Origin of the sequence: Streptomyces sp. NPDC005706, from assembly GCF_040631045.1 — a bacterium.
Lineage (GTDB): Bacteria > Actinomycetota > Actinomycetes > Streptomycetales > Streptomycetaceae > Streptomyces.
Genome location: NZ_JBEXYS010000003.1, coordinates 98,102 through 120,514 on the forward strand (window position 1 = coordinate 98,102; position 22,413 = coordinate 120,514).

General features: G+C 70.3%; 21 protein-coding genes, 1 tRNA gene and 2 pseudogenes. 10 read left to right on the forward strand and 14 right to left on the reverse strand.

Features of this window, described 5'->3' with window-relative positions; genetic code table 11:
• Nucleotides 1-359 precede the first annotated feature (359 nt).
• From ABZ478_RS06975 to ABZ478_RS06995, 5 genes are all read right to left on the reverse strand, one after another.
• A complete protein-coding gene (locus ABZ478_RS06975; protein WP_359546047.1) occupies nt 360-689 on the reverse strand; it encodes a deoxyxylulose-5-phosphate synthase in 330 nt (109 codons plus the stop codon).
• A gap of 100 nt (nt 690-789) precedes the next feature.
• Nucleotides 790-1,620: an SAM-dependent methyltransferase gene (locus ABZ478_RS06980; RefSeq protein WP_359546049.1), complete on the reverse strand. Its 831-nt coding sequence runs from the start codon at nt 1,618-1,620 to the stop codon at nt 790-792.
• Between the two features lie 144 nt (nt 1,621-1,764).
• Nucleotides 1,765-2,556, reverse strand: a complete 792-nt coding sequence (locus tag ABZ478_RS06985; RefSeq protein ID WP_359546051.1) for an ABC transporter permease — start codon at nt 2,554-2,556, stop codon at nt 1,765-1,767.
• On the reverse strand, nt 2,553-3,515 hold the full coding sequence (locus ABZ478_RS06990) for an ATP-binding cassette domain-containing protein (protein WP_359546053.1): 963 nt from the start codon (nt 3,513-3,515) through the stop codon (nt 2,553-2,555). Before ABZ478_RS06990 ends, ABZ478_RS06985 begins: the two co-directional genes overlap by 4 nt.
• Nucleotides 3,516-3,547: 32 nt before the next feature.
• Nucleotides 3,548-4,219 carry a DUF4097 family beta strand repeat-containing protein gene (locus tag ABZ478_RS06995; RefSeq protein ID WP_359546054.1) on the reverse strand — a complete coding sequence of 224 codons (672 nt, stop codon included), beginning with the start codon at nt 4,217-4,219 and terminating at the stop codon, nt 3,548-3,550.
• Nucleotides 4,220-4,463: 244 nt separating this feature from the next.
• Between ABZ478_RS06995 and ABZ478_RS07000 the strand changes: the two genes are divergently transcribed.
• A complete protein-coding gene (locus tag ABZ478_RS07000; protein WP_359546056.1) occupies nt 4,464-5,216 on the forward strand; it encodes a helix-turn-helix domain-containing protein in 753 nt (250 codons plus the stop codon).
• A 547-nt stretch (nt 5,217-5,763) separates the two neighbouring features.
• On the opposite strand, the gene ABZ478_RS07005 is transcribed toward ABZ478_RS07000, so the two are convergent.
• From ABZ478_RS07005 to ABZ478_RS07015, 3 genes and pseudogenes are all read right to left on the reverse strand, one after another.
• A complete protein-coding gene (locus tag ABZ478_RS07005) occupies nt 5,764-6,354 on the reverse strand; it encodes a DsbA family protein (protein WP_359546057.1) in 591 nt (196 codons plus the stop codon).
• A 313-nt stretch (nt 6,355-6,667) separates the two neighbouring features.
• Nucleotides 6,668-6,886 (reverse strand): annotated as a pseudogene (locus tag ABZ478_RS07010) (DUF2267 domain-containing protein); the annotation flags it as partial.
• A 167-nt stretch (nt 6,887-7,053) separates the two neighbouring features.
• The gene (locus ABZ478_RS07015; protein ID WP_359546059.1) at nt 7,054-7,266 is read right to left on the reverse strand and encodes a hypothetical protein; all 213 of its coding nucleotides are present in this window, start codon (nt 7,264-7,266) and stop codon (nt 7,054-7,056) included.
• Nucleotides 7,267-7,424: 158 nt separating this feature from the next.
• Between ABZ478_RS07015 and ABZ478_RS07020 the strand changes: the two genes are divergently transcribed.
• Nucleotides 7,425-7,679: a DUF2795 domain-containing protein gene (locus ABZ478_RS07020; RefSeq protein WP_359546061.1), complete on the forward strand. Its 255-nt coding sequence runs from the start codon at nt 7,425-7,427 to the stop codon at nt 7,677-7,679.
• A 90-nt stretch (nt 7,680-7,769) separates the two neighbouring features.
• Nucleotides 7,770-8,336 (forward strand): hypothetical protein, encoded by a 567-nt coding sequence (locus ABZ478_RS07025; protein WP_359546063.1) that lies wholly within the window; start codon nt 7,770-7,772, stop codon nt 8,334-8,336.
• 61 nt (nt 8,337-8,397) lie between these two features.
• Here the strand turns inward: ABZ478_RS07025 and ABZ478_RS07030 are convergent, their stop codons facing one another.
• Entirely contained in the window at nt 8,398-9,096 is a 699-nt protein-coding gene (locus tag ABZ478_RS07030) for an HAD family hydrolase (RefSeq protein ID WP_359546064.1), read from the reverse strand.
• Nucleotides 9,097-10,822: 1,726 nt separating this feature from the next.
• On the opposite strand from ABZ478_RS07030, the gene ABZ478_RS07035 reads away from it, so the two are divergent.
• The 4 genes from ABZ478_RS07035 to ABZ478_RS07050 are packed head-to-tail and all read left to right on the forward strand — an operon-like array spanning nt 10,823 to nt 14,262.
• Nucleotides 10,823-12,748, forward strand: a complete 1,926-nt coding sequence (locus tag ABZ478_RS07035; protein ID WP_359546066.1) for an MFS transporter — start codon at nt 10,823-10,825, stop codon at nt 12,746-12,748.
• Between the two features lie 15 nt (nt 12,749-12,763).
• Nucleotides 12,764-13,183 (forward strand): aromatic acid exporter family protein, encoded by a 420-nt coding sequence (locus ABZ478_RS07040; protein WP_359546068.1) that lies wholly within the window; start codon nt 12,764-12,766, stop codon nt 13,181-13,183.
• Between the two features lie 27 nt (nt 13,184-13,210).
• Nucleotides 13,211-13,870: a hypothetical protein gene (locus ABZ478_RS07045; protein ID WP_359546070.1), complete on the forward strand. Its 660-nt coding sequence runs from the start codon at nt 13,211-13,213 to the stop codon at nt 13,868-13,870.
• Between the two features lie 29 nt (nt 13,871-13,899).
• On the forward strand, nt 13,900-14,262 hold the full coding sequence (locus ABZ478_RS07050; RefSeq protein WP_359546072.1) for a hypothetical protein: 363 nt from the start codon (nt 13,900-13,902) through the stop codon (nt 14,260-14,262).
• Nucleotides 14,263-14,481: 219 nt separating this feature from the next.
• Here ABZ478_RS07050 and ABZ478_RS07055 read toward each other — a convergent pair whose 3' ends face one another.
• Entirely contained in the window at nt 14,482-14,646 is a 165-nt protein-coding gene (locus tag ABZ478_RS07055) for a hypothetical protein (RefSeq protein WP_359546074.1), read from the reverse strand.
• 216 nt (nt 14,647-14,862) lie between these two features.
• On the opposite strand from ABZ478_RS07055, the gene ABZ478_RS07060 reads away from it, so the two are divergent.
• A complete protein-coding gene (locus ABZ478_RS07060; RefSeq protein ID WP_359546728.1) occupies nt 14,863-15,123 on the forward strand; it encodes a zinc ribbon domain-containing protein in 261 nt (86 codons plus the stop codon).
• Between the two features lie 61 nt (nt 15,124-15,184).
• On the opposite strand, the gene ABZ478_RS07065 is transcribed toward ABZ478_RS07060, so the two are convergent.
• From ABZ478_RS07065 to sucC, 4 genes and pseudogenes are all read right to left on the reverse strand, one after another.
• Nucleotides 15,185-15,269, reverse strand: a tRNA-Leu gene (locus ABZ478_RS07065).
• A 175-nt stretch (nt 15,270-15,444) separates the two neighbouring features.
• Nucleotides 15,445-16,986, reverse strand: a complete 1,542-nt coding sequence (locus tag ABZ478_RS07070) for an aldehyde dehydrogenase family protein (RefSeq protein ID WP_359546076.1) — start codon at nt 16,984-16,986, stop codon at nt 15,445-15,447.
• Nucleotides 16,987-17,278: 292 nt separating this feature from the next.
• Nucleotides 17,279-18,163 carry a succinate--CoA ligase subunit alpha gene (gene sucD, locus ABZ478_RS07075; protein WP_359546078.1) on the reverse strand — a complete coding sequence of 295 codons (885 nt, stop codon included), beginning with the start codon at nt 18,161-18,163 and terminating at the stop codon, nt 17,279-17,281.
• Between the two features lie 11 nt (nt 18,164-18,174).
• Nucleotides 18,175-19,304, reverse strand: a pseudogene (gene sucC / locus ABZ478_RS07080) (ADP-forming succinate--CoA ligase subunit beta).
• Nucleotides 19,305-19,483: 179 nt separating this feature from the next.
• Here sucC and ABZ478_RS07085 point away from each other — a divergent pair.
• On the forward strand, nt 19,484-21,166 hold the full coding sequence (locus ABZ478_RS07085; RefSeq protein ID WP_359546080.1) for a thiamine pyrophosphate-binding protein: 1,683 nt from the start codon (nt 19,484-19,486) through the stop codon (nt 21,164-21,166).
• A 10-nt stretch (nt 21,167-21,176) separates the two neighbouring features.
• Nucleotides 21,177-22,409, forward strand: a complete 1,233-nt coding sequence (frc, locus tag ABZ478_RS07090; RefSeq protein WP_359546082.1) for a formyl-CoA transferase — start codon at nt 21,177-21,179, stop codon at nt 22,407-22,409.
• Nucleotides 22,410-22,413 lie beyond the last annotated feature (4 nt).

A 22,413-nucleotide genomic window follows, 5' to 3' on the forward strand; every position in this document is an offset into this window, starting at 1 on the left:
GCCGCGCAGCGGGCACCGGACGGACGAGGACACGAGGATCACCTCGGACCGCGACGGGGGGACGACGACGGCGGTACGGTCACGCACGGCCGGGCTCCCCTCGGTGATCACGGTTCGGTGGACGCACTGAGCACGCCGCCGATGTGTGGGTGCGGCGCGCGGTGCATGCCGAGTCTAGGAAAGAGACCGGGCGGCGAGTAGCGAATATTCGGAGCGGCACGGCGGGCGGGGTCGAGGCCCGGGGGGCGACGCCGAGTGGGGCAGGCCGACGACCTTGCGGCGCTGCCCCGTCCGAGCGGCTAGGAGCGGGGGCCGGGTCGGTCCTCGACCACGGCCGCCGGCCTTGAGCCGCGTCGACGTCACGGTACTTCGTACCGCACGAGTGCCTTGGCGAACGGCTCGCCGCTGCGCCGGGCGTACGTCATCCGCTCGCGGACCTCGCTCAGGCTGCGGGGACGGTAACCAGGCCCGCAGCAGCAGCTCTTGTGGAACCGGACACCGGCGTGCAGCAGCACCGACAGCGTCCGCCAGGCGGCGGTGTCCCGGCGGCGCGGTACGGCGAACGCGGAGCCGACGTGGATCAGTGGCTGGGCGCAGCGGGGGCAGATCCGCTGCCTGTCCGGGTCGTAGGACTGCTTGTAGGAGGCCCGGCAGGGCAGGCAGACGTAGGAGGTCTTCGCGTGGGCCATGCGGCCAGGGTAGGTGGCCGACAAAGAGGCGTCTCGGTCATTTCCAGGGCGTGACCGCCGGCAGGTCGGCCGCCCGAGGCCCGGGGCCGGCCTGCCGCGCCTAACCGGACTTCCGCGCCAGCCCGGCGGCGATGAGCCGCTCCCAGACGGTGAGGTCCTTTTCGCCGCCGCTCCGCCTCGGGCCGCCTGCCGCCTCCGGGCGCCACAGCGGCGCCGGAACGATGCCGGGGTCGAGAATCTCCAGGCCGTCCAGCAGGGCTTCGATCTCCTCTTCGGTGCGCCACCGGCCACGACCGAAGGTCTGCTGGAGGACCCGTTCGGCTTCCGTGGTCTCCGGGTTGTCGCCGGAACGGAAGTGGCTGAGGAAGAAGTAGCTGCCCGGGGGCACCTGGTCGCGCCAGTAGCGGACGATGCCGGCCGGGTCCTCCTCGTCGTTCACGTGGTGGAGGACGGCGCTGAGGATGACGGCGACGGGGCGGTCGAAGTCGATCAGTTCCAGGGTCTCCGGGTGGGTGCGGACGTCCTCGGGGTCGCGTACATCGCCCGCGACGACCCGGGTCCGCTCGTTCTCCTCCAGCAACGCGCGTCCGTGGAGCAGTACTTGGGGGTCGATGTCGGCGTACACGACCCGCGACTCCGGAGCGTGCCGTTGTGCGATCTGGTGGACGTTGTCGGCGGTCGGCAGACCACTGCCGAGGTCGATGAACTGCCGCACGCCGGTCGTCGTCACGATCTCCGCGACGGCCCGGATCAGCGCCGCGCGGTTGGCGAAGGCGATCGCCACCGAACCGGGGAGGTCGCGCTTGAACACGTCACCGACCTCCCGGTCCACGGCGTAGTTGTCCGTGCCGCCGAGCAGGTAGTCGTAGACGCGGGCGATGCTCGGCCTTGTGCGGTCGATGGAGGGGCCTTCATCCGTCATGGCGGTCATCCTCCCTCGTCCGCGAAGTCGCGTGTGTGAAAAGGCGGAAGTGTCCGGCACGCAGACGAACGGGGCGGCGTACCTCGACGGTTGTCGGTGTACGCCGCCCTGGGGTGGGGCGGGTCGCGGGGACGGCCCGCGTGGTCATGGCGGTTACCTGGGGTCCTGGTTGAACTTGGAGGCGGACCAGAGGTAGCCGAGGACTGCGAGGGCCAGGCACCAGGCGATGGCGAGCCAGCCGTTGTTGCCGATCCCGGTGCCGAGGAGCAGTCCGCGCAGGGTTTCGATGGCGGGGGTGAACGGCTGGTACTGGGCGATGGGCTGGAACCAGCCGGGCATGGCGTCGATGGGGACGAAGGTGCTGGACAGCAGCGGCAACAGGATCAAGGGCATGGCGTTGTTGCCGGCGGCCTCGGCGTTCGGGCTGATCAGGCCCATGCCGACGGCGATCCAGGTGAGCGCGGTGGAGAAGAGCACCAGCAGCCCGAACGCCGCGAGCCATTCCCAGAGGGTGGCGTCGGTGGAGCGGAAGCCGATGGCCACGGCGACGGCGCCGACGAGGACGACGCTGATGACGGACTGCAGGACGCTGCCGATGACGTGACCGATGATCACCGAGCCGCGGTGGATCGCCATGGTGCGGAAGCGGGCGATGATGCCCTCGGTCATGTCGTTGCAGACGGAGACCGCGGTGCCGACCACGGTGCTGCCGATGGTCATCAGCAGCAGGCCGGGGACGACGAAGGCGATGTAGGCGGAGCGGTCCGGTCTGCCGCCGCCGATGCCGGCGCTCATGGTGTCGCCGAAGATGTAGACGAACAGGAGCAGCAGCATGATCGGGGTGAGCAGGAGGTTGAGGGTGAGGGAGGGGTAGCGCCGGGCGTGCAGGAGGTTGCGGCGCAGCATGGTGGAGGAGTCGCGCAGGGCGAGGGCGAGGGTGCTCATCGGGCGTTCTCCTTGGGCTGGTTCGGGATGCCGGCGCCGCCGGTGAGGGCGAAGAAGACGTCGTCGAGGTCGGGGGTGTGCACGGTCAGTTCGTCGGCCTCGATGCCGGCCGTGTCCAACCGGTCGAGGATGAGGCGCAGTTCGCGCTGGCTGCCGTCGCTGGGGATGTGCAGGGCGAGGGCCTGGTCGTCCCGGGTGACCTCGTGCAGGGCGGTGGCGGCGCTCTGGTAGGCGGCGGGGTCGGTGAAGCGGAGCCGGACGTGTCCGCCGGGGACGATGCGCTTGAGTTCGTCGGCGGTGCCCTGGGCGGCGATCCTCCCGCCGTGGAGGACTGCGATGCGGTCGGCGAGTTCGTCGGCCTCCTCCAGGTACTGGGTGGTGAGGAAGACGGTGACGCCGCCGGTGACGAGTTCGCGGATGATCTGCCACATGTTGTGCCGGGAGCGCGGGTCGAGGCCGGTGGTCGGCTCGTCGAGGAAGATGATGCGGGGGCTGCCGACCAGGGTCATGGCGATGTCGAGGCGGCGCTTCATGCCGCCGGAGTAGGTGGACGCCGGCTTTTTCGCGGCGTCGGTGAGGTCGAAGCGCTCCAGCAGTTCGGCACTCACCCGGCGCCCTTCGCGCCGGGTGAGGTGGTTGAGGTCGGCCATGAGGAGCATGTTCTCCTCACCGGTGATCAGGCCGTCGACGGCGGAGAACTGCCCGGTGACGCCGATCGCGGCGCGCACGGCCTGCCCTTCGGTGCCGAGGTCGTGACCGCCGACGCGGACGGAACCGCTGTCGGGGTCGGGCGAGATGAGGGTGGAGAGGATGTTGACGGCCGTGGTCTTGCCGGCGCCGTTCGGGCCGAGCAGGGAGAAGATCGTTCCCTCCGGTACGGCCAGGTCGACGCCGTCCAGGACGGTCTTGTCGCCGTAGGACTTGCGCAGTCCGTTCGCCGCGATGGCCAGGTCGGTCATGAGAGGTGCCCCCTTGGTTGCTGTCTGCGGATTCAGAGGCTGCGGGCGGTGATGTCGCCGTAGGCGGTGGTGGCGTGGATGGTCAGGCCGGCGGCGGCGCCGTCGGCGTTCTTCAGCGCGTTGTGGATCCGGCCGTAGCCGGTACCGGCGTCCAGTGAGGCGGAGACTCCGCGGGCGGCGCCGACGGTGATCTCGCCGTGCTGGGTGCGCAGGGTGACCTCGCCGCGCTGGGCCTCGGCGACGCTGATGTCGCCCTTGTGGGTGCTGATCTCGGCGGGGCCGCCCAGGCGGCCGACCGCGACGTCGCCGGCCTGGAGGGCGAGGCGTGCGCCCGCGGTCTCGTCGAGCTTGACCGAGCCCTGCGCGCCCTCGAAGTCGACGTCGCCCAGGCGCCCGACGCCCCGGAGTTCGGCGAGGGCCGCCTTCGCCTCGACGCGGGAGCCGGCGGGCAACTGGACGGTCACCTCGACGGATCCGGACGAGCCGAGGATCCGGTTCGACGCCGCGGGGGCCTCGATCCGCAGGACGCCATCGGCGTAGGTGACCTCGATCCTCTCCGCCGCCTTCACGTCGCGGCCCTTGGAGGCGTCGGCGGGCAGTACCTCGACCGTGGTGTCGGCCCGGTCGGCGGCGATGAACCGGATGTGTCCCGCGGGGATGTCCAGGACGGCGGAGACCGGGGCGGGGGTGTCGAACGTCTGCATGGTGTGCTCCCTCTTCCGTGTCGTCGGGCCGTGCGACCCATTGTTTCCGACAAGGGAAAAGCTACGTTGCGTTCATGATTTCGGCAACGCGCATGTTGCGTTGCAGAAGAATCAGTGCAGGTAGAGGCGCCCATTTCGTTGCAACGGTTGACACGGCAACGCAACAGCACCAGAAGGGTGCGTTGCAATGGAGTGAGAGTGAACGCTATAGTGGGACCCACCACGCACCATGAAGGAGACCGCGATGCCGGGAGGCCGACTCACCCAGCAGGAACGCCAGCAGATCTCGCTGGGGCTGGCCGACGGCCTCGCCTACGCGGAGATCGCCAGGCGTCTCGACCGTCCGACCTCGACCGTCACCCGCGAGGTGATGCGCAACGGCGGCCCCACCGCCTACCGCGCCGACCTGGCCCATCGCGCGACCGAACACCGCGCCCACCGCCGCAGGCAGACCACCCCCCGCGACACGACGGCCGCGCCGCAGGCCCACGGCCGCGACGCCGAGGCCGTGCGCGAGTACGAGGAGGCGTTCACCACCCTCCTGATGCGGCAGGGCCTGCCGAAGATGATGTCCCGGGTGCTGACCTGCCTCTACACCGACGACACGGGCAGCCTCACCGCGTCGGAACTGGCCCGGCACCTCCAGGTCAGCCCGGCGTCGATCTCCAAGGCCATCACCCAGCTCGAGAGCCAGGGCCTCATCCGCCGGGAACGCGACGAACGCCGCCGCGAGCGCTACATAGTCGACAACGACGTCTGGTACCAGGGAATGATCGCCGCCGCCCGGTCCAACGCCGAACTCGCCCAGACCGCCCGCCGGGGCGTCGCCCTCCTCGGCCCCGACACCCCCGCCGCCGCCCGCCTGGAAAACATCGCCCGCTTCGTCGACTTCGTCGGCGAGAGCCTCGCCCGTGCCGCGGAACAGGCCCGCGACATCCTGTACGCGCAGCCCGAAACCCCCGAGGCCGGCACCGCCAGGCCGGACGAGACCCGCTGAGCGGCTGACGCGGCCGCGTACACATACGAAACGAGGGCCCCGACCGTAAAGGTCCGATCTTGCTGGTCTTTGGTCATCCGTCACCGGATCGCAGGAACCTCGACCTGCTACCTCGGAGGTCAGCACTCCTTCGTGACGGCACCGGCTTTCTTCGCCCGCCCGGCGCCGCCGCATCGTGTGAAACGCCGTCGGCGGCTGCCACGACTTGGCAGGATGTGGCCGGTAGCACCAGTACGGCGGTTTCCTCGACGAATTGCGAAACAGGCCGAACTTCCCCGGCAATGGGCAGGCGATCCGGCAAGTGCATCGGTCGCATTGGCGAGCGTGGACGCAGTGAGAAAACATAGGCCAACGCTCACCTTGCTTCTTGAATGCGGCATCAGCCGCACCCACAGATGCAACACAGGAAGAAGTAAGCGGCGATCAACGTCGGTTGACGACGTGCCAGGAGGGGATATCTCCATGTCCTTCGCCAAGATCACGCCGGCCAAGAAGGCCAAGAAAAAGGAATTTCACGCCGGACACGGTCCACGGCTGACCGGGCGCCTCATCCTCCGACACCGGCGAGGGCGGCACGGACCGCGGCGAGGATGGTCCGGGGGTTGGCCGGTACCGGGACCCCCTGGACCGCCACGGTCGGCGTTCCGCCCACGCCCCGCTGGGCGGCCATCGCCGTCACGTAAGAGCTCCAGTCCAGGTAGACGCCCTGCCGGACGCACGCGGCGAACGACCTGTCCGCCAGTCCGACCGCGCGGCCGAGCTCGACCAGTTCGTCATCGGACAGGCCCGGCCCGCCCTCGGGGGGCTGGTTGGCGAACAGCGCGTACAGGTACTCCATGAAGTGGCCGCCATCGGACGCGCAGCCCGACGCCGCCGAGGCACGGGAGGAGTACCGGGTGGTGGACAAGTCGTCGAGAAAGCCCATCGGGTGGTAGACGAGACTGATCGCCTCGTCGGCCACCAGCTCGTCAAGGAGTGGCCCGCTCTTCCCCTCGAACTGCTTGCAGAACGGGCACAGAAAGTCGATGAAGGCATCCACCTGTACCGGGCCGGCTCCGACGACGATGCCGTCCCCGGTCGGCGAGGCACTGGCCGGAACCCGGGAGGGCGAGCTGATGTGGGGCGTCGGAGTACTCATGCCCGGTCCCCTGTCGTGACGTCGATGGAGTTCGTGTCATAACACGCGACAGGCGTGGCAAGCCGGCCACGCGCCAAAAGCCGGCCACGTGCGCCGGGCCCTCGAATGCGGCACCGGAAAGGCGCACATGCCGCGCCACCGCTTCTTCCAGCCTCCCACCGGCCCGGTGGATGTCAAACAAGCGCTTGCGAGCGATTCTCATGGCGTGCGCGCAGCCGTGTTCCGGGCCCCTGGACGTCCGACGCCAGACGTTCTGGAACTTGTTCGGCGATTGCGACATCAGATCCTGGAGCTCCGTGCCGGGGACGGCTTCTGCCAGAGTCATGAAAACCGCCGCAACGTCCCTGCGCGCCACGGTCTCATCGACGCCCGCCCGCTCACTCGCTCGCCGGACGAACTCGGCAACGCCGAAATTCTGGGCGACATCCTCCGGTGGGAGCAGGAGCGGGGCGAGCTCGGCGATCTCGGCGGGCAGGACGCCGACCAGGTGCCTGGCCTCGCCGCCGGTGATCCGCTCGGCCGGCGTCAGCATCGTGGCCCGGGTCAGCTCCCTGGCCCGCTACTCGGGCACGTGGGCCCGCCGGCTGACCTGTCCATGGCGCCTGCTATCCGGCAACGCATCACGGTACTGCGCATGCACTGCCCCAAACGGTGATCGAAACGCCGGCGCGAATCTGCGGCCGGTGCCGAAAGCGCCGGTCACCGCCCGCCCTCTTCGCCCTCCTCGGTAAGGGGGCGCACCGCGTCCAGCAGGGCCCTCAACGCACCGGTGAGCGTCCCGACCTCGGCGACGCACTGGGCGGACGGGTCCTGCGGGTACTGCCGCTCGGCCTGCTCGGCGGCGTTCGCCAGGGTCTGCTCGGCGGCCTGAACCGCGGCGCGCAGGGCGGCACGTTCGATATTGCCGGGCATGTGATCTCCCTCGGATTCGCCGCCGGGCACAGGATTCCCCGGAATGCTTAGACGTCCCCATCAGCCGGTTTTGCCGGGAACGCCACGGGTAGCACGGCCGGTACGAAGTGCCCCGGACAATAACTGAGAGGAGGAGGCATCCCACAAGCGTACGGGACGTGCTGGACGCGCCGCAGGACGTCGACTTCCCTGCGGGCAAGGAGGAACTGGTCCAGGCCGCCGAGAATGCATGCCGGAGAGGCGCTTCGCGCCATTCCCTCGGAATTCCCTCGGACGAGTACGGCAGCCGGGATGAGGTGGCCAGGTCGGTGCGCCTCGACCCTGCATCCGAACTGGACCTGAGCGCGGCGCAGCGCGTGGAGCAGGACCGGCGTGGCGGCCGCCCCGGCGGCCGGTCGCCGCACCTTGCGTGACCTCCCCAGCCGGAGGTGTGTAAGCAACCTCCCACCGGGTACACCGATATGTCCAAAATACGGATGTGTAAATCGTGGAGGTGAGTTCTGATGGCAGTCACCGTTGAAGCGGTCATCCCGCTGCTGCGCGACGTCCGCGATGCCGAGGAGGCGGTAGCCGGCCAGTTGCGGGCGGATCTGGCCGCCGAACCCGCGAGGGACCACCGGCAGACCCTGGAGGACCACATCCAGGAGGTCGATGACCACATCCACGAGCTCAATCGCCGCCTGGAGCAGCTGACCACCCAAGGACCGTTGTCCGAGGCCTTCATCACCCTGGGCGGTCAGGCCGTGAGCACCGGCCGCGTGCTGTTGCGGATGATGTCGGGGCTGCCGTCAGCCGTGCGGGCCGGGCACGACGGTCACACTCCGCAACGCCTCCTGAAGGACATCGAGGAGGAGTTCGCCGTCGCGGCCAAGGCGGCGGCGGCCGCCCGCGCGGCAGAGCGTTTCGCCGATGAGATCGGCGACAGCCTCGACGCCGACATGCTCCGGGGCATCCGCATCGACGACGAGCGGTTCCTCAACAACCTGGACCACAGCCTGGAAGAGGCGGCAGACGTGGTGGTCCGCGTCAAGACCAGCGAGGCCGGCGGCGAAACCGCACAGGCCTCCTGAGCAGTGCCGCCATCCTCACCGTCCCCGGGTGCCGGACCGCCCGGGGACGGATATGTCGCGCTCAGGCGCCGTGCGCGTCCCGGACGCCGAGTTCGTCGATGTGCCCCAGCAGGTCGAGGGGGTCGGCGTACACCCGGAACGCCTGGGCCCGCTCCAGTTCGTCCTGCCCATACCCTCCGGACAGCAGCGCCACTCCGAGTGCTTCCGCCCGCCGCGCAGCCAGCAGATCCCACACACTGTCTCCGACGACGACACAGTCGCGGGCGGGGATGCCGAGCCGCGCCGCGCCCGCCAGGAACAGATCCGGGTCGGGTTTGGCGCGGCTGACTTCCTCGCGGGTGACCGTCGGCACGTCAGACGGCACGGCGAGTCCGGCGAGCATGGGTGCGGCGTCGTCCCGGCGGGCGCTGGTGGCGATCGTCCAGGGGACGCCGCAGTCCGTCAGCGTCCGGAGAAGCTCGGCGGCTCCGGGCAGCGGCCGGATGGCGTTCGTCCAGCCTTCGAAGTGGCGGTGATGGGCGTTCTGCAGTTCCTCGGCCTCCTTCGGCGTCAGCCGTACGCCGGTCTCGCGCAGCAGGGAGTGCACGAGCAGGCCGCCGCTCATCCCGATCCTCCGGTGGATCCGCCAGATCGCCAGGGCGATGCCCATCTCGCTCAACGCCTGCTGCCAGGCGATGACGTGCTGGTACACGCTGTCGACGAGCGTCCCGTCCAGGTCGAAGACGAACGCCGCGGGCCGGGTGGGCGTACCGTCGGACATCTTCCACACCCCTCCCGTCAGCCGCCGGCCCGGGCCGGCGGGGCATAGGCACTGGAGGACAGCCGCTGCGCCCGGGACTCCTCGACCGCGTCCTTCAGGGCGGTGCGGAAGCGGCCAGGACCCCAGGAGCGCCCCTGACGGCCTGTTCAAGCGTCTGCCGGCCGAGCGGCCCTATCGTTCGAGTGCCGCCGCCTCCTCGTCGATCTCCTCGTTGTGCGACCGGCCGACCATGGCGGCGGTGCGGCTGGTCGGACCACCGTCATGCTGCGCGCCGGTTATGCAGTCGGCATCGGTCCACGGTGACCAAATCGCGCGGTCGGAATCGATCCAGCGGGCTGAGACACCGCGGACGAGTGGGCGGTTCTCACAGGTCGGCAATGCACGGCGCATGGGTCAGGAATCCGGCCTCTCGCAAGACGGCACCGGAGCGGTCGGGTGAGGTGTTCGAGCTGTCGACGCTCGCCACTTCGATGTTCGAGTCGCCGGGGAGCGTCGCCCTCGGAGCGTCCTGCCTGCTGTCCACGGGCTGCCGCCTGGCCGTTGCCGCACATGTGCTGCGCGACGGAGCCCTGGTCAGGCGCGGTTCCTCGCCGACGGCGCCCGTCCCGACGACAGCGCCGTGGCCGCCGGGATGCCGGCGCTGCAGGGCCGCGACGGCAGGCTGAGCCTGCCCGGCGGGGGCAGTACCTGGGCGTTCGCGCTGCGCCACCGTGACCGCTGCCCGGGGTACCGCACCATCCGCTCGGTGGTACTGCCGTCGGCGCAGGACTTCTTCCTGGCCGCGATGCTGGCACGACAGACCGGTGCCGCGTCGGCCCACGCCTTGTTGCGGGACGAGCGCGCCGAGACGGTCCGGCTGCGCCGGGTACCCTTGCGCCCGGGCCACAACCACCTTCCCGAACCGCCACAGCCGGACGGCACGAACTCCGCTCCGGCCGACCGGAGTCAACCGCACATGAGAACGGTCTGCGGACCGACCGAGCGCCGCGCCACTGTTCAGAAAGGCGCCGAGTGCCGTGCCGTGGGGGGCGCTCGCATTCCTTCGGTCGTCAGCGGTTGGTCCGTGCGTCAGGGCACGGACCGCTCGCCGTCACCGTGCCGACGACGTGCGGACAGGCGGAGGCGTGTTGTGTCGCGTGTTCACGGTGTCGAGCATTTCGTCCGGGCGCTTCCGCCTGCAGGATCAAATGGCGACTTCGCTTCTTGTACTGGACGGACGAAGGGAGATACCGGCAGCGGAATGCCCACCGAGCCGCGCAAAATGTCATAAAATGGAAGATGCCGTCACCCCGCGCCGTTTGACCAGAGATCGAGGTGACGCCATGAATGCCGTTGCACAGGACATCGCCTCAAGGCGCCGAGGGTCTGTCACCGGGTGCCGAACCTGCTCTCCTGGCCCGTGCCAGCCGCACGGCACGCAACAGGCGCAAGGGGAAGAGCCCCACCAACGGTGCCCGTCTCCCGAGGTCCTCGGCGTCCTCATGGTCGAACGCCCGCGCATAACGCTCCGCGTCCTCGGCGCTCGGATACCGCTTGCTGCCGTGCGCCCCGCAACCGCGCTCGCAGCGCCAGCGCATGGTGGCGCCCTCGCTCTGGAAGCGGAACCGGTGTCCGACAAGACGGCAGCGCAGCACAAGGAGGGACGTTACGCCGGACACGGGGCGCGAGCCCGGTCGATCGCCCGTACGGCGGATCGGCCGTGTCCCGAGGCGGAAGGGGCGGCGGCATGACCACCACCCCCGAACTCCGTGTCATCACCACGAAGGTCCCAGCCCGCCTCGACCGGCTGCCGTGGTCCCGGTTCCACTGGCGGATCGTCATCGGCCTCGGCACCGTCTGGATTCTCGACGGGCTCGAAGTGACCGTCGTCGGCGCGGTCGCCTCACGCATGACCGAACCGAACAGCGGCATCCACCTCACCAGCGCCGACATCGGCACGGCCGCCGCGATCTACGTGGCGGGCGCATGCGTCGGTGCCCTGCTCTTCGGCCGGCTCACCGACCGCTACGGGCGCAAGAAGCTGTTCATGCTGACGCTCGGCATCTACATCCTCGCCACGGTCGCGACCGCCTTCGCCCACGACGCCTGGTACCTCTATCTCGCCCGGTTCTTCACCGGCATGGGCATCGGCGGGGAGTACGCGGCGATCAACTCGGCCATCGACGAACTGATCCCCGCCCGCAACCGGGGGCAGGTGGATCTGGCCATCAACGGCAGCTACTGGGTGGGAGCCGCCCTCGGCAGCCTGGCCGCCCTGGTGCTCCTCGACGAGAACCTGCTCCCGGCCGGCCTCGGCTGGCGGCTGGCCTTCGGCCTCGGCGGCATCCTCGGTCTCGGCATCATGATGGTCCGCCGCCATGTACCGGAGAGCCCGCGCTGGCTGTTCATTCACGGTCACGAGGACGAGGCCGAACGCATTGTCGACCAGATCGAGGCCGAGGTACGCCGGGAGACCGGTCGGGACCTGCCCGAGCCGGCCGAGGCCGTCACCGTCCGGCAACGTGACGTGATCCCGTTCACCGAGATCGGCCGAGTGGCCCTGCAGCGGTACCCGCGACGCGCCCTCCTCGGCCTTGCCCTCTTCGTCGGCCAGGCCTTCCTGTACAACGCGACTGTCTTCGACCTGGGCACGCTCCTGAGCGGGTTCTTCGGCGTGGGCTCCAGCTCGGTGCCGTACTTCCTCATCATCTTCGCGATCGCCAACTTCCTCGGCCCGCTGTTGCTCGGTCGGCTGTTCGACACCGTGGGCCGCAAGCCGATGATCGCGGGCACCTACTTCGGCTCGGCCGCCGTGGCGGTGGTCCTCGCCGTCCTGCTGGTCAACGGCTCGCTGACGGCCTGGTCGTTCTTCCTTCTGGTCTCGTTGACCTTCTTCGTCGCGTCCGCCGGAGCGAGCTCCGCCTACCTGACCGTCAGCGAGGTCTTCCCCATGGAGACCCGAGCCCTGTCCATCTCCCTGTTCTTCGCCGTCGGCACCGCCGTGGGCGGCATCACCGGGCCGCTGCTGTTCGGACACTTCATTCACAGCGGCAACACCACCCTCGTGGCCACCGGCTTCTTCATCGGAGCGGCGGCCATGGCCCTCGGCGGGCTGGCCGAGGTCGCCTTCGGAGTGAAGGCCGAACAGCAGTCCCTGGAGAACATCGCCAGGCCGCTGACCGCCGAGGAAGCCGACGCGGCCTGGCGCGGTGAGCGGGCGCCCCAGGACGAACGGGACCGCCTCCGCCCCGCGGACGTACGGCAGGCCGCACGCGAGCGGGACCAGCGGATCGCCGACCGCACGGCCGGCCGCCGGGTGCGAGAAGGCACCGGGGCGCGGCGGTACCGTCCGGGCGCCGGCGCGGGCAGCTCTTTCTACTCGCCGGGGATGGCCGGAACCACAGGCGCCGCGAGCCGCACCACCGCCATGGCCGAGCAGCGCCTCGACGAGGAGATCGAAGAACTGGTCCGGGCCCTCGAAGAGAGCGGGCCCGCCACCCGCGAAGGGCTCGAGCAGGCCGTACACGGCCGGTCGTGGGGACCCGGGCGCTTCGCAGGCGCCTTGCGGGAGGCCGTCGGGGAGTCCCGCGCCCGACACCTGCCGGACGACCGTTACGCGCCGCCGGACAAGCCGGGCGGAGCGTCCGGCTCCCGACGGAACCGCGGCGCGTGAGCTCTGGCCGGTAACGTGCTCACTCCCCCGGCCCCGGTGGTGGACCTGGTCAGGCGGCGCAGGGAATCCGTCGTCGTCCGGACGCTGCGGTCGACCGCCGCCGCGGCCCTCGCCCACCTCGCCGGTCTGTGGCTGTCCGGCAATGCGCAGCCCCTGCCGGCTCCGGTGACGGCCGTGCGCGTCGTGCAGGTCACGCTGTACGCGACCTTGACCCTCGGTATCCAGCGCGTCGCCGGCGTGGTCGCCGGCGTGCTGATCGCCGTCGGCTTCGCGAACGCCGTGGGACTGACCTGGTGGAGCCGAGCCCGGCGCCGACACGACCGGACCACGCTGGGAGGTCTGCTGCGTTCGCTGCGGTCCGGCGAACTGCGGGGGTGGTGGGGCGGTCGCATGGATCCGAGCAGGAGCTGGTCGTTCGGCCGCTCCGGACGATGAAGAACACATCACGAGCCGGGAGGAACAATGCGGAACCGGACACTGAGCAAGATCGGTACACGGCTGTTGCGTCTGCGCCATGACTCGTCGCAGAGCTCACAGGACCGGGCGGCGCCGGCCGACTACGGACTGGACCACGGGCAGGTCGCCGAATTCGTCGCCGGCACGCTGGACGCGGAGAGCGAGGCGGCGCTCGCCCATCAGGTGGCGCGGCTGCTGCCCTTCCACTGGACCTGGCCCAACCGGGTCGCGGAGGCGATGTCGCAGATCATGGACCACTTCGGTGATCAGCGTGAGCTGATGGCCTGGCTGGATCGACACCCCGGCCTGCCACGGCTGGTGGCACGCCTGTACGTCTTCATGGGCCTCCTCGACTGGTACAGCGCGGTGCCCGCGGTCGTGACCGCGATGCGTGAGTACCGGGAGCGGACACCGTATCCGCCGGGCCTGGAGCCCTACTTGGTGCCTGCCACCGATGACGACACACTCGCGAGCATTGCTTTCAAGGTCGAGAAACTGCTCAGCGAGGAGCGTAACCAGGAGGCCGTCGAACTGGCCCTGGCCACTGCGGCATGGCTGCAGCAGATCGCGCCGCGGGCGCGGGAACTCTCTCCTGAGGTCCGCGACTTGGACGAGCTGATGGGGCACGCTCAGCAAGATATCCGGGCGGCAGCAGCCGACATTTGAACACGACAGTCGATGCGGCGGTGAACGGCATGACGGTGAAACTGAACGCGAGGGCGTTCAACCACGCAAAGAAACTGACCGAAGAGGACCGGATCGTCCTGGACGACCGGGACGAGTGGAGCGAGCACCGGCCTTCGGCAGCGGACGAGAACGCCTACCTCGAGGAGCACGGATTCAATGAGTACGCCAGGTGGTACCTGGGCATCGACGACGAGATGGGAGAGGAGACCAAGGGCCGGTACAAGTTCCCCTACGGCGATTTCGAGCGCGTCCACCGCTGCGGTGTGCTCTCCGCCGAGGTACGCGCCGGACAGCAGAAATACGCGGACATCGAGAACGCCGCCGCGCATCTGCACGGAATGCTGGACGGCAGGCGGGCCGGGAACCGGTGACAGCGCCGAAACTGCATCCTCACCCGGCCCCCGGCGAAGGATCGTCCAGTGGTGCCAGGGTCTTTCGTTTGGGATCAGGCCGGATCAGGGAGCCGGGTCCGGTGCCGTGCATCGCAAGGCGGAGGAGGGCACCATGGCGGCGCCATGGCAACCGACGACAACGCGGCGAGGCGCGGTGCCAGACCCCGCGAGCCCGGCATGATCCAAACGAGAGGCCCTCTAGGCGTCGCCGCCCCGCTCGCCCTCCGCCTGGGACGGCTCGCTCCGGGGGACGTCCGGGTGCTGTTCCGTTGCGGTACGCTCGCCCGTCTCGTCCCGCTCGCCCTCGGCCTGCGAGGGTGTGCGCGAGTACCAGGCGTCGTAATCAGGGGCTCCGGATTTCATGACGGGCCTCCTTCGTCGCTCACGTCCATCCTTCCCTCTCAGGCTGTGGCGGAACGTCTGCGGCCGCACCGTGCGAACGGCAATCCAGCGTCGTCCAGAGAGGCTATCCGCTTCGAGGCCGCCGACCGGGCCCCCAGACAACGCGCCCGCGCCTACCAGCGGCAGGAACGCCCCAACCGGCGAAGCAGCCACCGCGCCTACGTCCTGTGCGGACGGGTGAGGTGCACGCTGTGCGGACGGAAGATGCAGCCCTCCCCGATCCGCGACCGCGTCTACTACCGGTGCGGTACAAGGAACAGGAAGCCGCCCTTCACCCGGGCTCGACCACCCGCGGACCATCAACCCGCGCGAAGACATCCTGTGCGGGCCACTGGACACGTGGACCGCCCGCGCCTTCGCCCCGGAGCGGGTCTCCAGACCGCCGACACCGAAGAAGGAGCCCCTCCACGAAGCGCTGGGCATCACGATCACGTATGACAACGCAACGAGGACCACGACCGTCAGGTCGAGGCCCTCGATTCCGTATCGCTATAAGGAGTGTCCGAGGGGGGACTTGAACCCCCACGCCCGATAAAGGGCACTAGCACCTCAAGCTAGCGCGTCTGCCATTCCGCCACCCGGACAAGGTGTCCGCCGCCCGGCCGGGGGTGTTCCCCGCGGCGACATGGACAACAATACCAAGACTTCGGAGTGCGTTTCACCTGCGTATCCGTGTGATGGGCGGCGGACGGGGAGCCTTGTGGCATCCGCCCGCCGCCCCGTACGGACAGTGACCGTACGGCTACGCGAGACGCGGCGTCAGGGCATCAGTCGGTACCCCGGGAAGTTGCCGGGCGGCCGCTCACTCGCGGGGCCCTGGGTCACGGCGCGGACCAGTAGTTCGCCGCCGACGAAGGCGCCGCGCCAGGAGGCGCCGAAGCCACCGAAGAGTTCGTCGCGGTCGCCGCGGGAGCGGGGTGTGCCGTGGCCGGTCTTGAAGGCGCGGATCTGCGGGGCCAGCCGTTCGAAGGTGGCCCGGTCGTCCGTGGCGAGGGTGGCGACGAGGGCGCCGTTGGACGCGTTCATCGCGGCCAGCAGCTCCGCCTCGGTGTCGACCAGGACGATCGTGTCGACCGGGCCGAAGGGTTCGGCGTGGTGGAGCGGGGAGGAACGGGGCGGGTTGAGCAGGGTGACCGGGTGGACGTAGGCCGAGGTGTCCTGGCCGGGGAGGAAGCGGGCGTCGGCCTCCTTGCCGCGGTACAGGGGAACGGCGCCGCGGTCGACGGCCTCCGTGACCTGGTCGCGCAGTTCCTTCGCCTTGGCCGCGTTGATCAGCGGGCCGAAGTCGAGGTCCGGGCAGGGGTCGTCCTCCCGCTCCACCGCCAGGGGGTGGCCCACCCGCACCCTGCGGACGGCCGGCAGGTACGCCGCGAGGAAGGCGTCGAAGGAGTCGCGCTGGACCACGAAGCGCGGGTAGGCCGTGCAGCGCTGTTTGCCGTAGTCGAAGAGTTTCGGGACGACGGCCGCGAGCGCGTCCCAGTCCGAGTAGTTCCAGATGCCCCAGGTGTTCAGGCCCTCCTGTTCGAGGATGTGCCGTTTGCCGAGGTCGGCTACGGCCGTGGCGACGGCGGCGCCGGTGTCGCGGCCGCCGACGAAGGAGACGCAGCCGATCTCGGGTGCCCGGACGAGGGCCTCGGAGAGCTCTCCCCCGCTGCCGCTGACCAAGGTGACGGGGAGCCCTTCGCGGGCGGCGAGCGCGCAGGCCAGGGTGAGGCAGGCGACCCCGCCGTCGGTGGGGGTCTTGGCGATGACGGCGTTGCCCGCGAGCGCCTGGACGAGCAGGGCGTGCACGAGGACGCTCATCGGGTAGTTCCAGCTCGCGATGTTGGAGACCGGGCCGTCCAGCGGGGCCCGGCCGGCGAGCATCGGCTCGATGCCGTCGACGTACCAGCGGACCCCGTCGATGGCGCGGTCCACGTCCGCCTGGGCGAGCCGCCAGGGCTTGCCGATCTCCCAGACGAGGAGGAGGGCGAGGAGTTCGCGGTGCTCGGTGAGCGCGTCGAGGGTGGCGGCGACCCGCGCCCGGCGTTCGGTCAGGGGGACGTGCCGCCAGGCGCGGTGCTGGTCGAGGGAGGCGGCCACGGCCCGGCGGGCGGTGGCCCGGTCCAGCCGGGGCGGCCCGGCGACGGGGGTGCCGTCGACCGGGCTGATGGCGGGCAGTGCCCGGCCGTCGGCGTGCCAGGCGGCGTTCCAGAGATTGAGGACGCGGTCGTCCCGGAACGCCTCGGGGGCGGCGGTGAGACAGCGCCGCCAGGCCTCGGTCCAGGAGGTGCCGTTCTTGAGGGTGAGGGTGGGTGCCATTCGGTTGCTCCGCTTCCGGTGCACGGTCGGGGGCGGGAGGTGCGTGGCTGTCCGGCTCCGCCGGGGCGCGGGAGGTACGTGACTGGTCCGGGTCCGCCGGGGCGCGGCCGGTGAGGGCCGCGCCCCGGCGGACGCCCGGCCGGTCGGGCCGCACGGCTCGCGCCGCCGTGCGGGCATGACGTGGTACGGCGCCGGGGCGTCCGGCGGAACACCGCGCGGGCCGGGGCGCAGCAAGGAAGTTACTGCCGCGGCAACATGTGCGACAGTGACCGCGTCTACACTATGAGTGACCTCACGTGCCGTCGCGCAGCAGGGTGAGCGCGAGCCGGGCCGTCTCGGTCGGGGTGGTGCCCACGCGGACGCCGGCCGCCTCCAGCGCCGCCTTCTTCGCCCGGGCCGTACCGGCCGAGCCGGAGACGATGGCGCCCGCGTGGCCCATGGTGCGGCCCTCGGGGGCGGTGAATCCGGCGACGTAGCCGACGACGGGCTTGGTGACGTGGTCGCGGATGTACGTGGCGGCGCGTTCTTCAGCGTCGCCGCCGATCTCCCCTATGAGCACGACGAGTTCGGTGTCGGGATCGTCCTGGAAGGCGGCCAGGCAGTCGATGTGGCCGGTGCCGATGACGGGGTCGCCACCGATGCCTACGCAGGTGGAGAAGCCGGTGTCGCGCAGTTCGTGCATCAACTGGTAGGTGAGGGTGCCCGACTTGGAGACCAGGCCGATGGGGCCGGGCTTGGTGATGTCGGCGGGGATGATGCCCGCGTCGCACTGGCCGGGGGTGATCAGGCCGGGGCAGTTGGGGCCGATGACGCGGGTGCCGCGCTGTGCGGCGTGGGTGGTGAAGGCGACGGTGTCGTGGACCGGGACGCCCTCGGTGATGACGACGGCGAGCGGGATGCGGGCGTCGGCGGCCTCGGTGACGGCCGCCCTGACGAAGGCGGGTGGGACGAAGACGACGGTGACGTCGGCTCCGGTGGCCCGGATGCCGTCGGCGACCGATCCGAAGACGGGGACCGCCTGTCCGTCGAAGTCGGCGGAGCGGCCCGCCTTGCGCGGGTTGACCCCGCCGACGACGTTCGTGCCGGCGGCGAGCATGCGCCGGGTGTGCTTCATGCCCTCGCCGCCGGTCATGCCCTGGACGAGGATCTTGCTCTCCTTCGTGAGGTAGATGGCCATGTTCCCTCTCCTCAGGCGGTGCGGGCGAGTTCGGCGGCCCGGCGGGCGGCGCCGTCCATGGTGGTGGCCTGCTCGACCAGCGGGTGGGCGCGCGCCTGGAGGACCGCCCGGCCCCGGGCCGCGTTGTTGCCGTCGAGCCGGACCACCAGCGGCCTGGTGGGCCGGATGCCGTCCACGGCGGCGACGTGCCCTCGGCGACGGCGTCGCAGGCGGTGATCCCGCCGAAGACGTTGACGAGGACGGACTTCACGGCCGGGTCGGAGAGGATCACCGACAGCCCGTCTGCCATGACCCGGGCGGAGGCGCCGCCGCCGATGTCCAGGAAGTTGGCGGGCCGCGCGCCGCTGCCGGCGACCACGTCCAGGGTCGACATGACCAGACCCGCGCCGTTGCCGATGACGCCGACCTCGCCGTCGAGTCTGACGTAGTCGAGGCCACGGGCGGCGGCCGCCGCCTCCAGCGGGTCGTGGTGCTCTTCCGGCTCGGCTCCCCAACGGGTCTGCCGGAAGCGGGCGTTGTCGTCGAGGGTGACCTTGCCGTCGAGGGCGAGGACCCGGCCGTCGGTGGTCGTCACGAGCGGGTTGACCTCGACGAGGAGCGCGTCCTGGCGGGTCAGTACCTGCCAGAGCCTGACGAGTACGTCCGCGGTGCGCGGGGGCAGGCCTGCCGCGTCGGCGATCTCGGCCGCCTTCGCGGAGGTGACGCCCCGTGCGGGATCGACGGGGATACGAGCCACCGCCTGCGGCCTGGTCGCGGCGATCTCCTCGATCTCCGTGCCACCCTCCGCCGAGGCGATCGCGAGGAAACCGCCCGCCGCGCGGTCGAGGACGTAGGAGACGTAGAACTCCCGCTCGATGTCGACGGGTTCGGCCACCATGATCTTGCCGACCCGGTGCCCCTTGATGTCCATGCCGAGGATCTGGCGTGCCGTGAGTTCCGCGGCTGCCGGGTCCGCGGCGAGTTTGACGCCGCCCGCCTTCCCGCGCCCGCCGGTCTTCACCTGCGCCTTGACGACGACCCGTCCGCCGAGCCTGCGGGCGATCTCCCGGGCCTGCTCGGACGAGTCGGTGACCTCCGCCTTCGGCACCACGATGCCGTGTTCTTCGAAGAGTTCCCTTGCCTGGTGCTCGTACAGGTCCATTCCGGCTCCTGTCTCGAAAGTGCCGCACGCCCCCTGGACACCACCCATCGGATGCGGGATAACAAGGTTCATACAGTATTCGTCGACTGTATGCAATCGACAGTCGACCGTATGCAGCGAACCCGTGGACGTGCCGCATCCGCGCGTCCCCTCCCCTCCCGAAGGGACAGGACTTCGCCATGCCCGACGACACCCAGGACGTCATCTCCGGTGGTCATCTCGTTGCCAAGGCGCTGAAGGCGGAAGGGGTCGACCGCATCTACACCCTCTGCGGCGGCCACATCATCGACATCTACGACGGCTGCGTCGACGAGGGCATAGAAGTCGTCGACGTCCGGCACGAACAGGTCGCCGCGCACGCCGCCGACGGCTACGCCCGGATCACCGGCAAACCCGGCTGCGCGGTGGTCACCGCGGGACCGGGCACGACGGACGCCGTCACGGGAGTGGCCAACGCCTTCCGCGCGGAGTCGCCGATGCTGTTGATCGGCGGCCAGGGCGCGCACACCCAGCACAAGATGGGGTCCCTGCAGGACCTGCCGCACGTCGACATGATGACGCCCATCACCAAGTTCGCGGCGACGGTGCCGGACACCGCGCGGGCGGCGGACATGGTGTCGATGGCGTTCCGCGAGTGCTACCACGGCGCGCCCGGCCCGTCCTTCCTGGAGATCCCGAGGGACGTCCTCGACGCGAAGGTGCCGGCGTCGAAGGCGCGCGTTCCGAGGCCCGGCGCCTACCGCGCATCGGCCCGGTCGGCCGGCGACCCGGAGGCCGTCGAGACCCTCGCCGACCTGCTGGTGCACGCGGAGAAGCCGGCGATCCTGCTCGGCAGCCAGGTGTGGACCACCCGCGGCACCGCGGCGGCCGTCGATCTCGTACGGGCGCTCGACATCCCCGCCTACATGAACGGCGCAGGGCGCGGCACGCTGCCGCCCGGCGACCCGCACCACTTCCAGCTCTCACGCCGGTACGCGTTCTCGAACGCCGATGTGATCGTGATCGTCGGCACCCCGTTCGACTTCCGCATGGGCTACGGCAAGCGCCTCTCCCCCGACGCCACCGTCGTGCAGATCGACCTGGACTACCGCACCGTCGGCAAGAACCGGGACATCGGCCTCGGCATCGTCGGCGACGCCGGACTCGTGCTGAAGTCCGTCGCCGAGGCCGCCTCCGGCCGTCTCGACGGCGGTGCGTCCCGGCGCAAGGAGTGGCTGGACGAGCTGCGGGCGGCCGAGCAGGCGGCGATCGCGAAGCGGCTGCCGCAACTGCGCTCGGACGCCTCCCCCATCCACCCCTACCGGCTGGTGAGCGAGATCAACGACTTCCTCACCGAGGACTCCGTCTACATCGGCGACGGCGGTGACATCGTCACCTTCTCCGGCCAGGTCGTACAGCCCAAGTCGCCCGGCCACTGGATGGATCCGGGCCCGCTCGGCACCCTCGGCGTCGGCGTCCCCTTCGTGCTCGCCGCCAAGCAGGCCCGCCCCGACAAGGAGGTGGTGGCCCTCTTCGGCGACGGCGCGTTCTCGCTCACCGGCTGGGACTTCGAGACGCTGGTCCGCTACGACCTGCCGTTCGTCGGCATCGTCGGCAACAACTCCTCGATGAACCAGATCCGTTACGGCCAGGCCGCCAAGTACGGCAAGGAGCGCGAGCGGGTCGGCAACACCCTCGGCGACGTGCCCTACGACCAGTTCGCGCGGATGCTCGGCGGCCACGGCGAGGAGGTCCGCGACCCCGCCGACATCGGCCCCGCCCTGCGCCGGGCCCGCGAGTCGGGCAAGCCGTCGCTGGTCAACGTCTGGGTCGACCCGGACGCGTACGCCCCCGGAACCATGAACCAGACGATGTACAAGTGAGGTGACTGCGGTGACCACCAAGGCACTGACCGGCATCCGCGTCCTCGACATGACCCATGTGCAGTCCGGGCCCTCCGCCACGCAGTTGCTGGCCTGGCTCGGCGCCGATGTCGTCAAGCTGGAGGCGCCGTCCGGGGACATCACCCGGGGGCAGCTGCGGGACCTGCCGGACGTCGACTCCCTCTACTTCACGATGCTCAACTGCAACAAGCGGAGCATCACCCTCAACACCAAGTCCGAGCGCGGCAAGGAGATCCTGACCGAGCTGATCCGCCGCTCGGACGTCATGGTCGAGAACTTCGGGCCGGGCGCGATCGACCGGATGGGGTTCACCTGGGACCGCATCCAGGAGATCAACCCGCGGATCGTCTACGCCTCGATCAAGGGCTTCGGGGAGGGCCCGTACACCGCCTTCAAGGCGTACGAGGTCGTCGCGCAGGCGATGGGCGGGTCGATGTCGACCACCGGCTTCGAGGACGGGCCGCCGCTCGCGACCGGCGCCCAGATCGGCGACTCGGGGACGGGTGTGCACGCCGTCGCGGGGATACTCGCGGCGCTGTTCCAGCGCGAGAGCACCGGACGCGGCCAGCGGGTCAACGTGGCCATGCAGCACGCCGTGCTCAACCTGTGCCGGGTGAAACTGCGCGACCAGCAGCGCCTGGCGCACGGACCGCTCGCCGAGTACCCCAACGAGGACTTCGGCGACGAGGTGCCCCGCTCGGGCAACGCCTCCGGCGGCGGCCAGCCCGGCTGGGCGGTCAAGTGCGCGCCGGGCGGACCCAACGACTACGTGTACGTCATCGTGCAGCCCGTCGGCTGGCAGCCGCTCAGCACCCTCATCGGCCGGCCGGAGCTGGCCGACGACCCCGAGTGGGCGACGCCGGAGGCCCGGCTGCCGAAGCTGAACAAGATGTTCCAGCTCATCGAGGAGTGGTCGTCGACGCTGCCCAAGTGGGAGGTGCTGGAGCGGCTGAACGCGCACAACATCCCGTGCGGGCCGATCCTGTCCACCAAGGAGATCATCGAGGACGACTCACTCGCCGCCAACGAGATGGTGGTGCGCGTCCCGCACCCCGAGCGCGGCGAGTTCGTCACGGTCGGCAGCCCGCTGAAGCTCTCCGACTCCCCCGTCGAGGTGAGCGCGTCACCGCTGCTCGGGGAGCACAACGAAGAGGTGTACGTCGGCGAACTCGGTCTCGGTGACGCGGAGTTGAGCCTGCTGAAGACGGACGGGGTGATCTGACGTG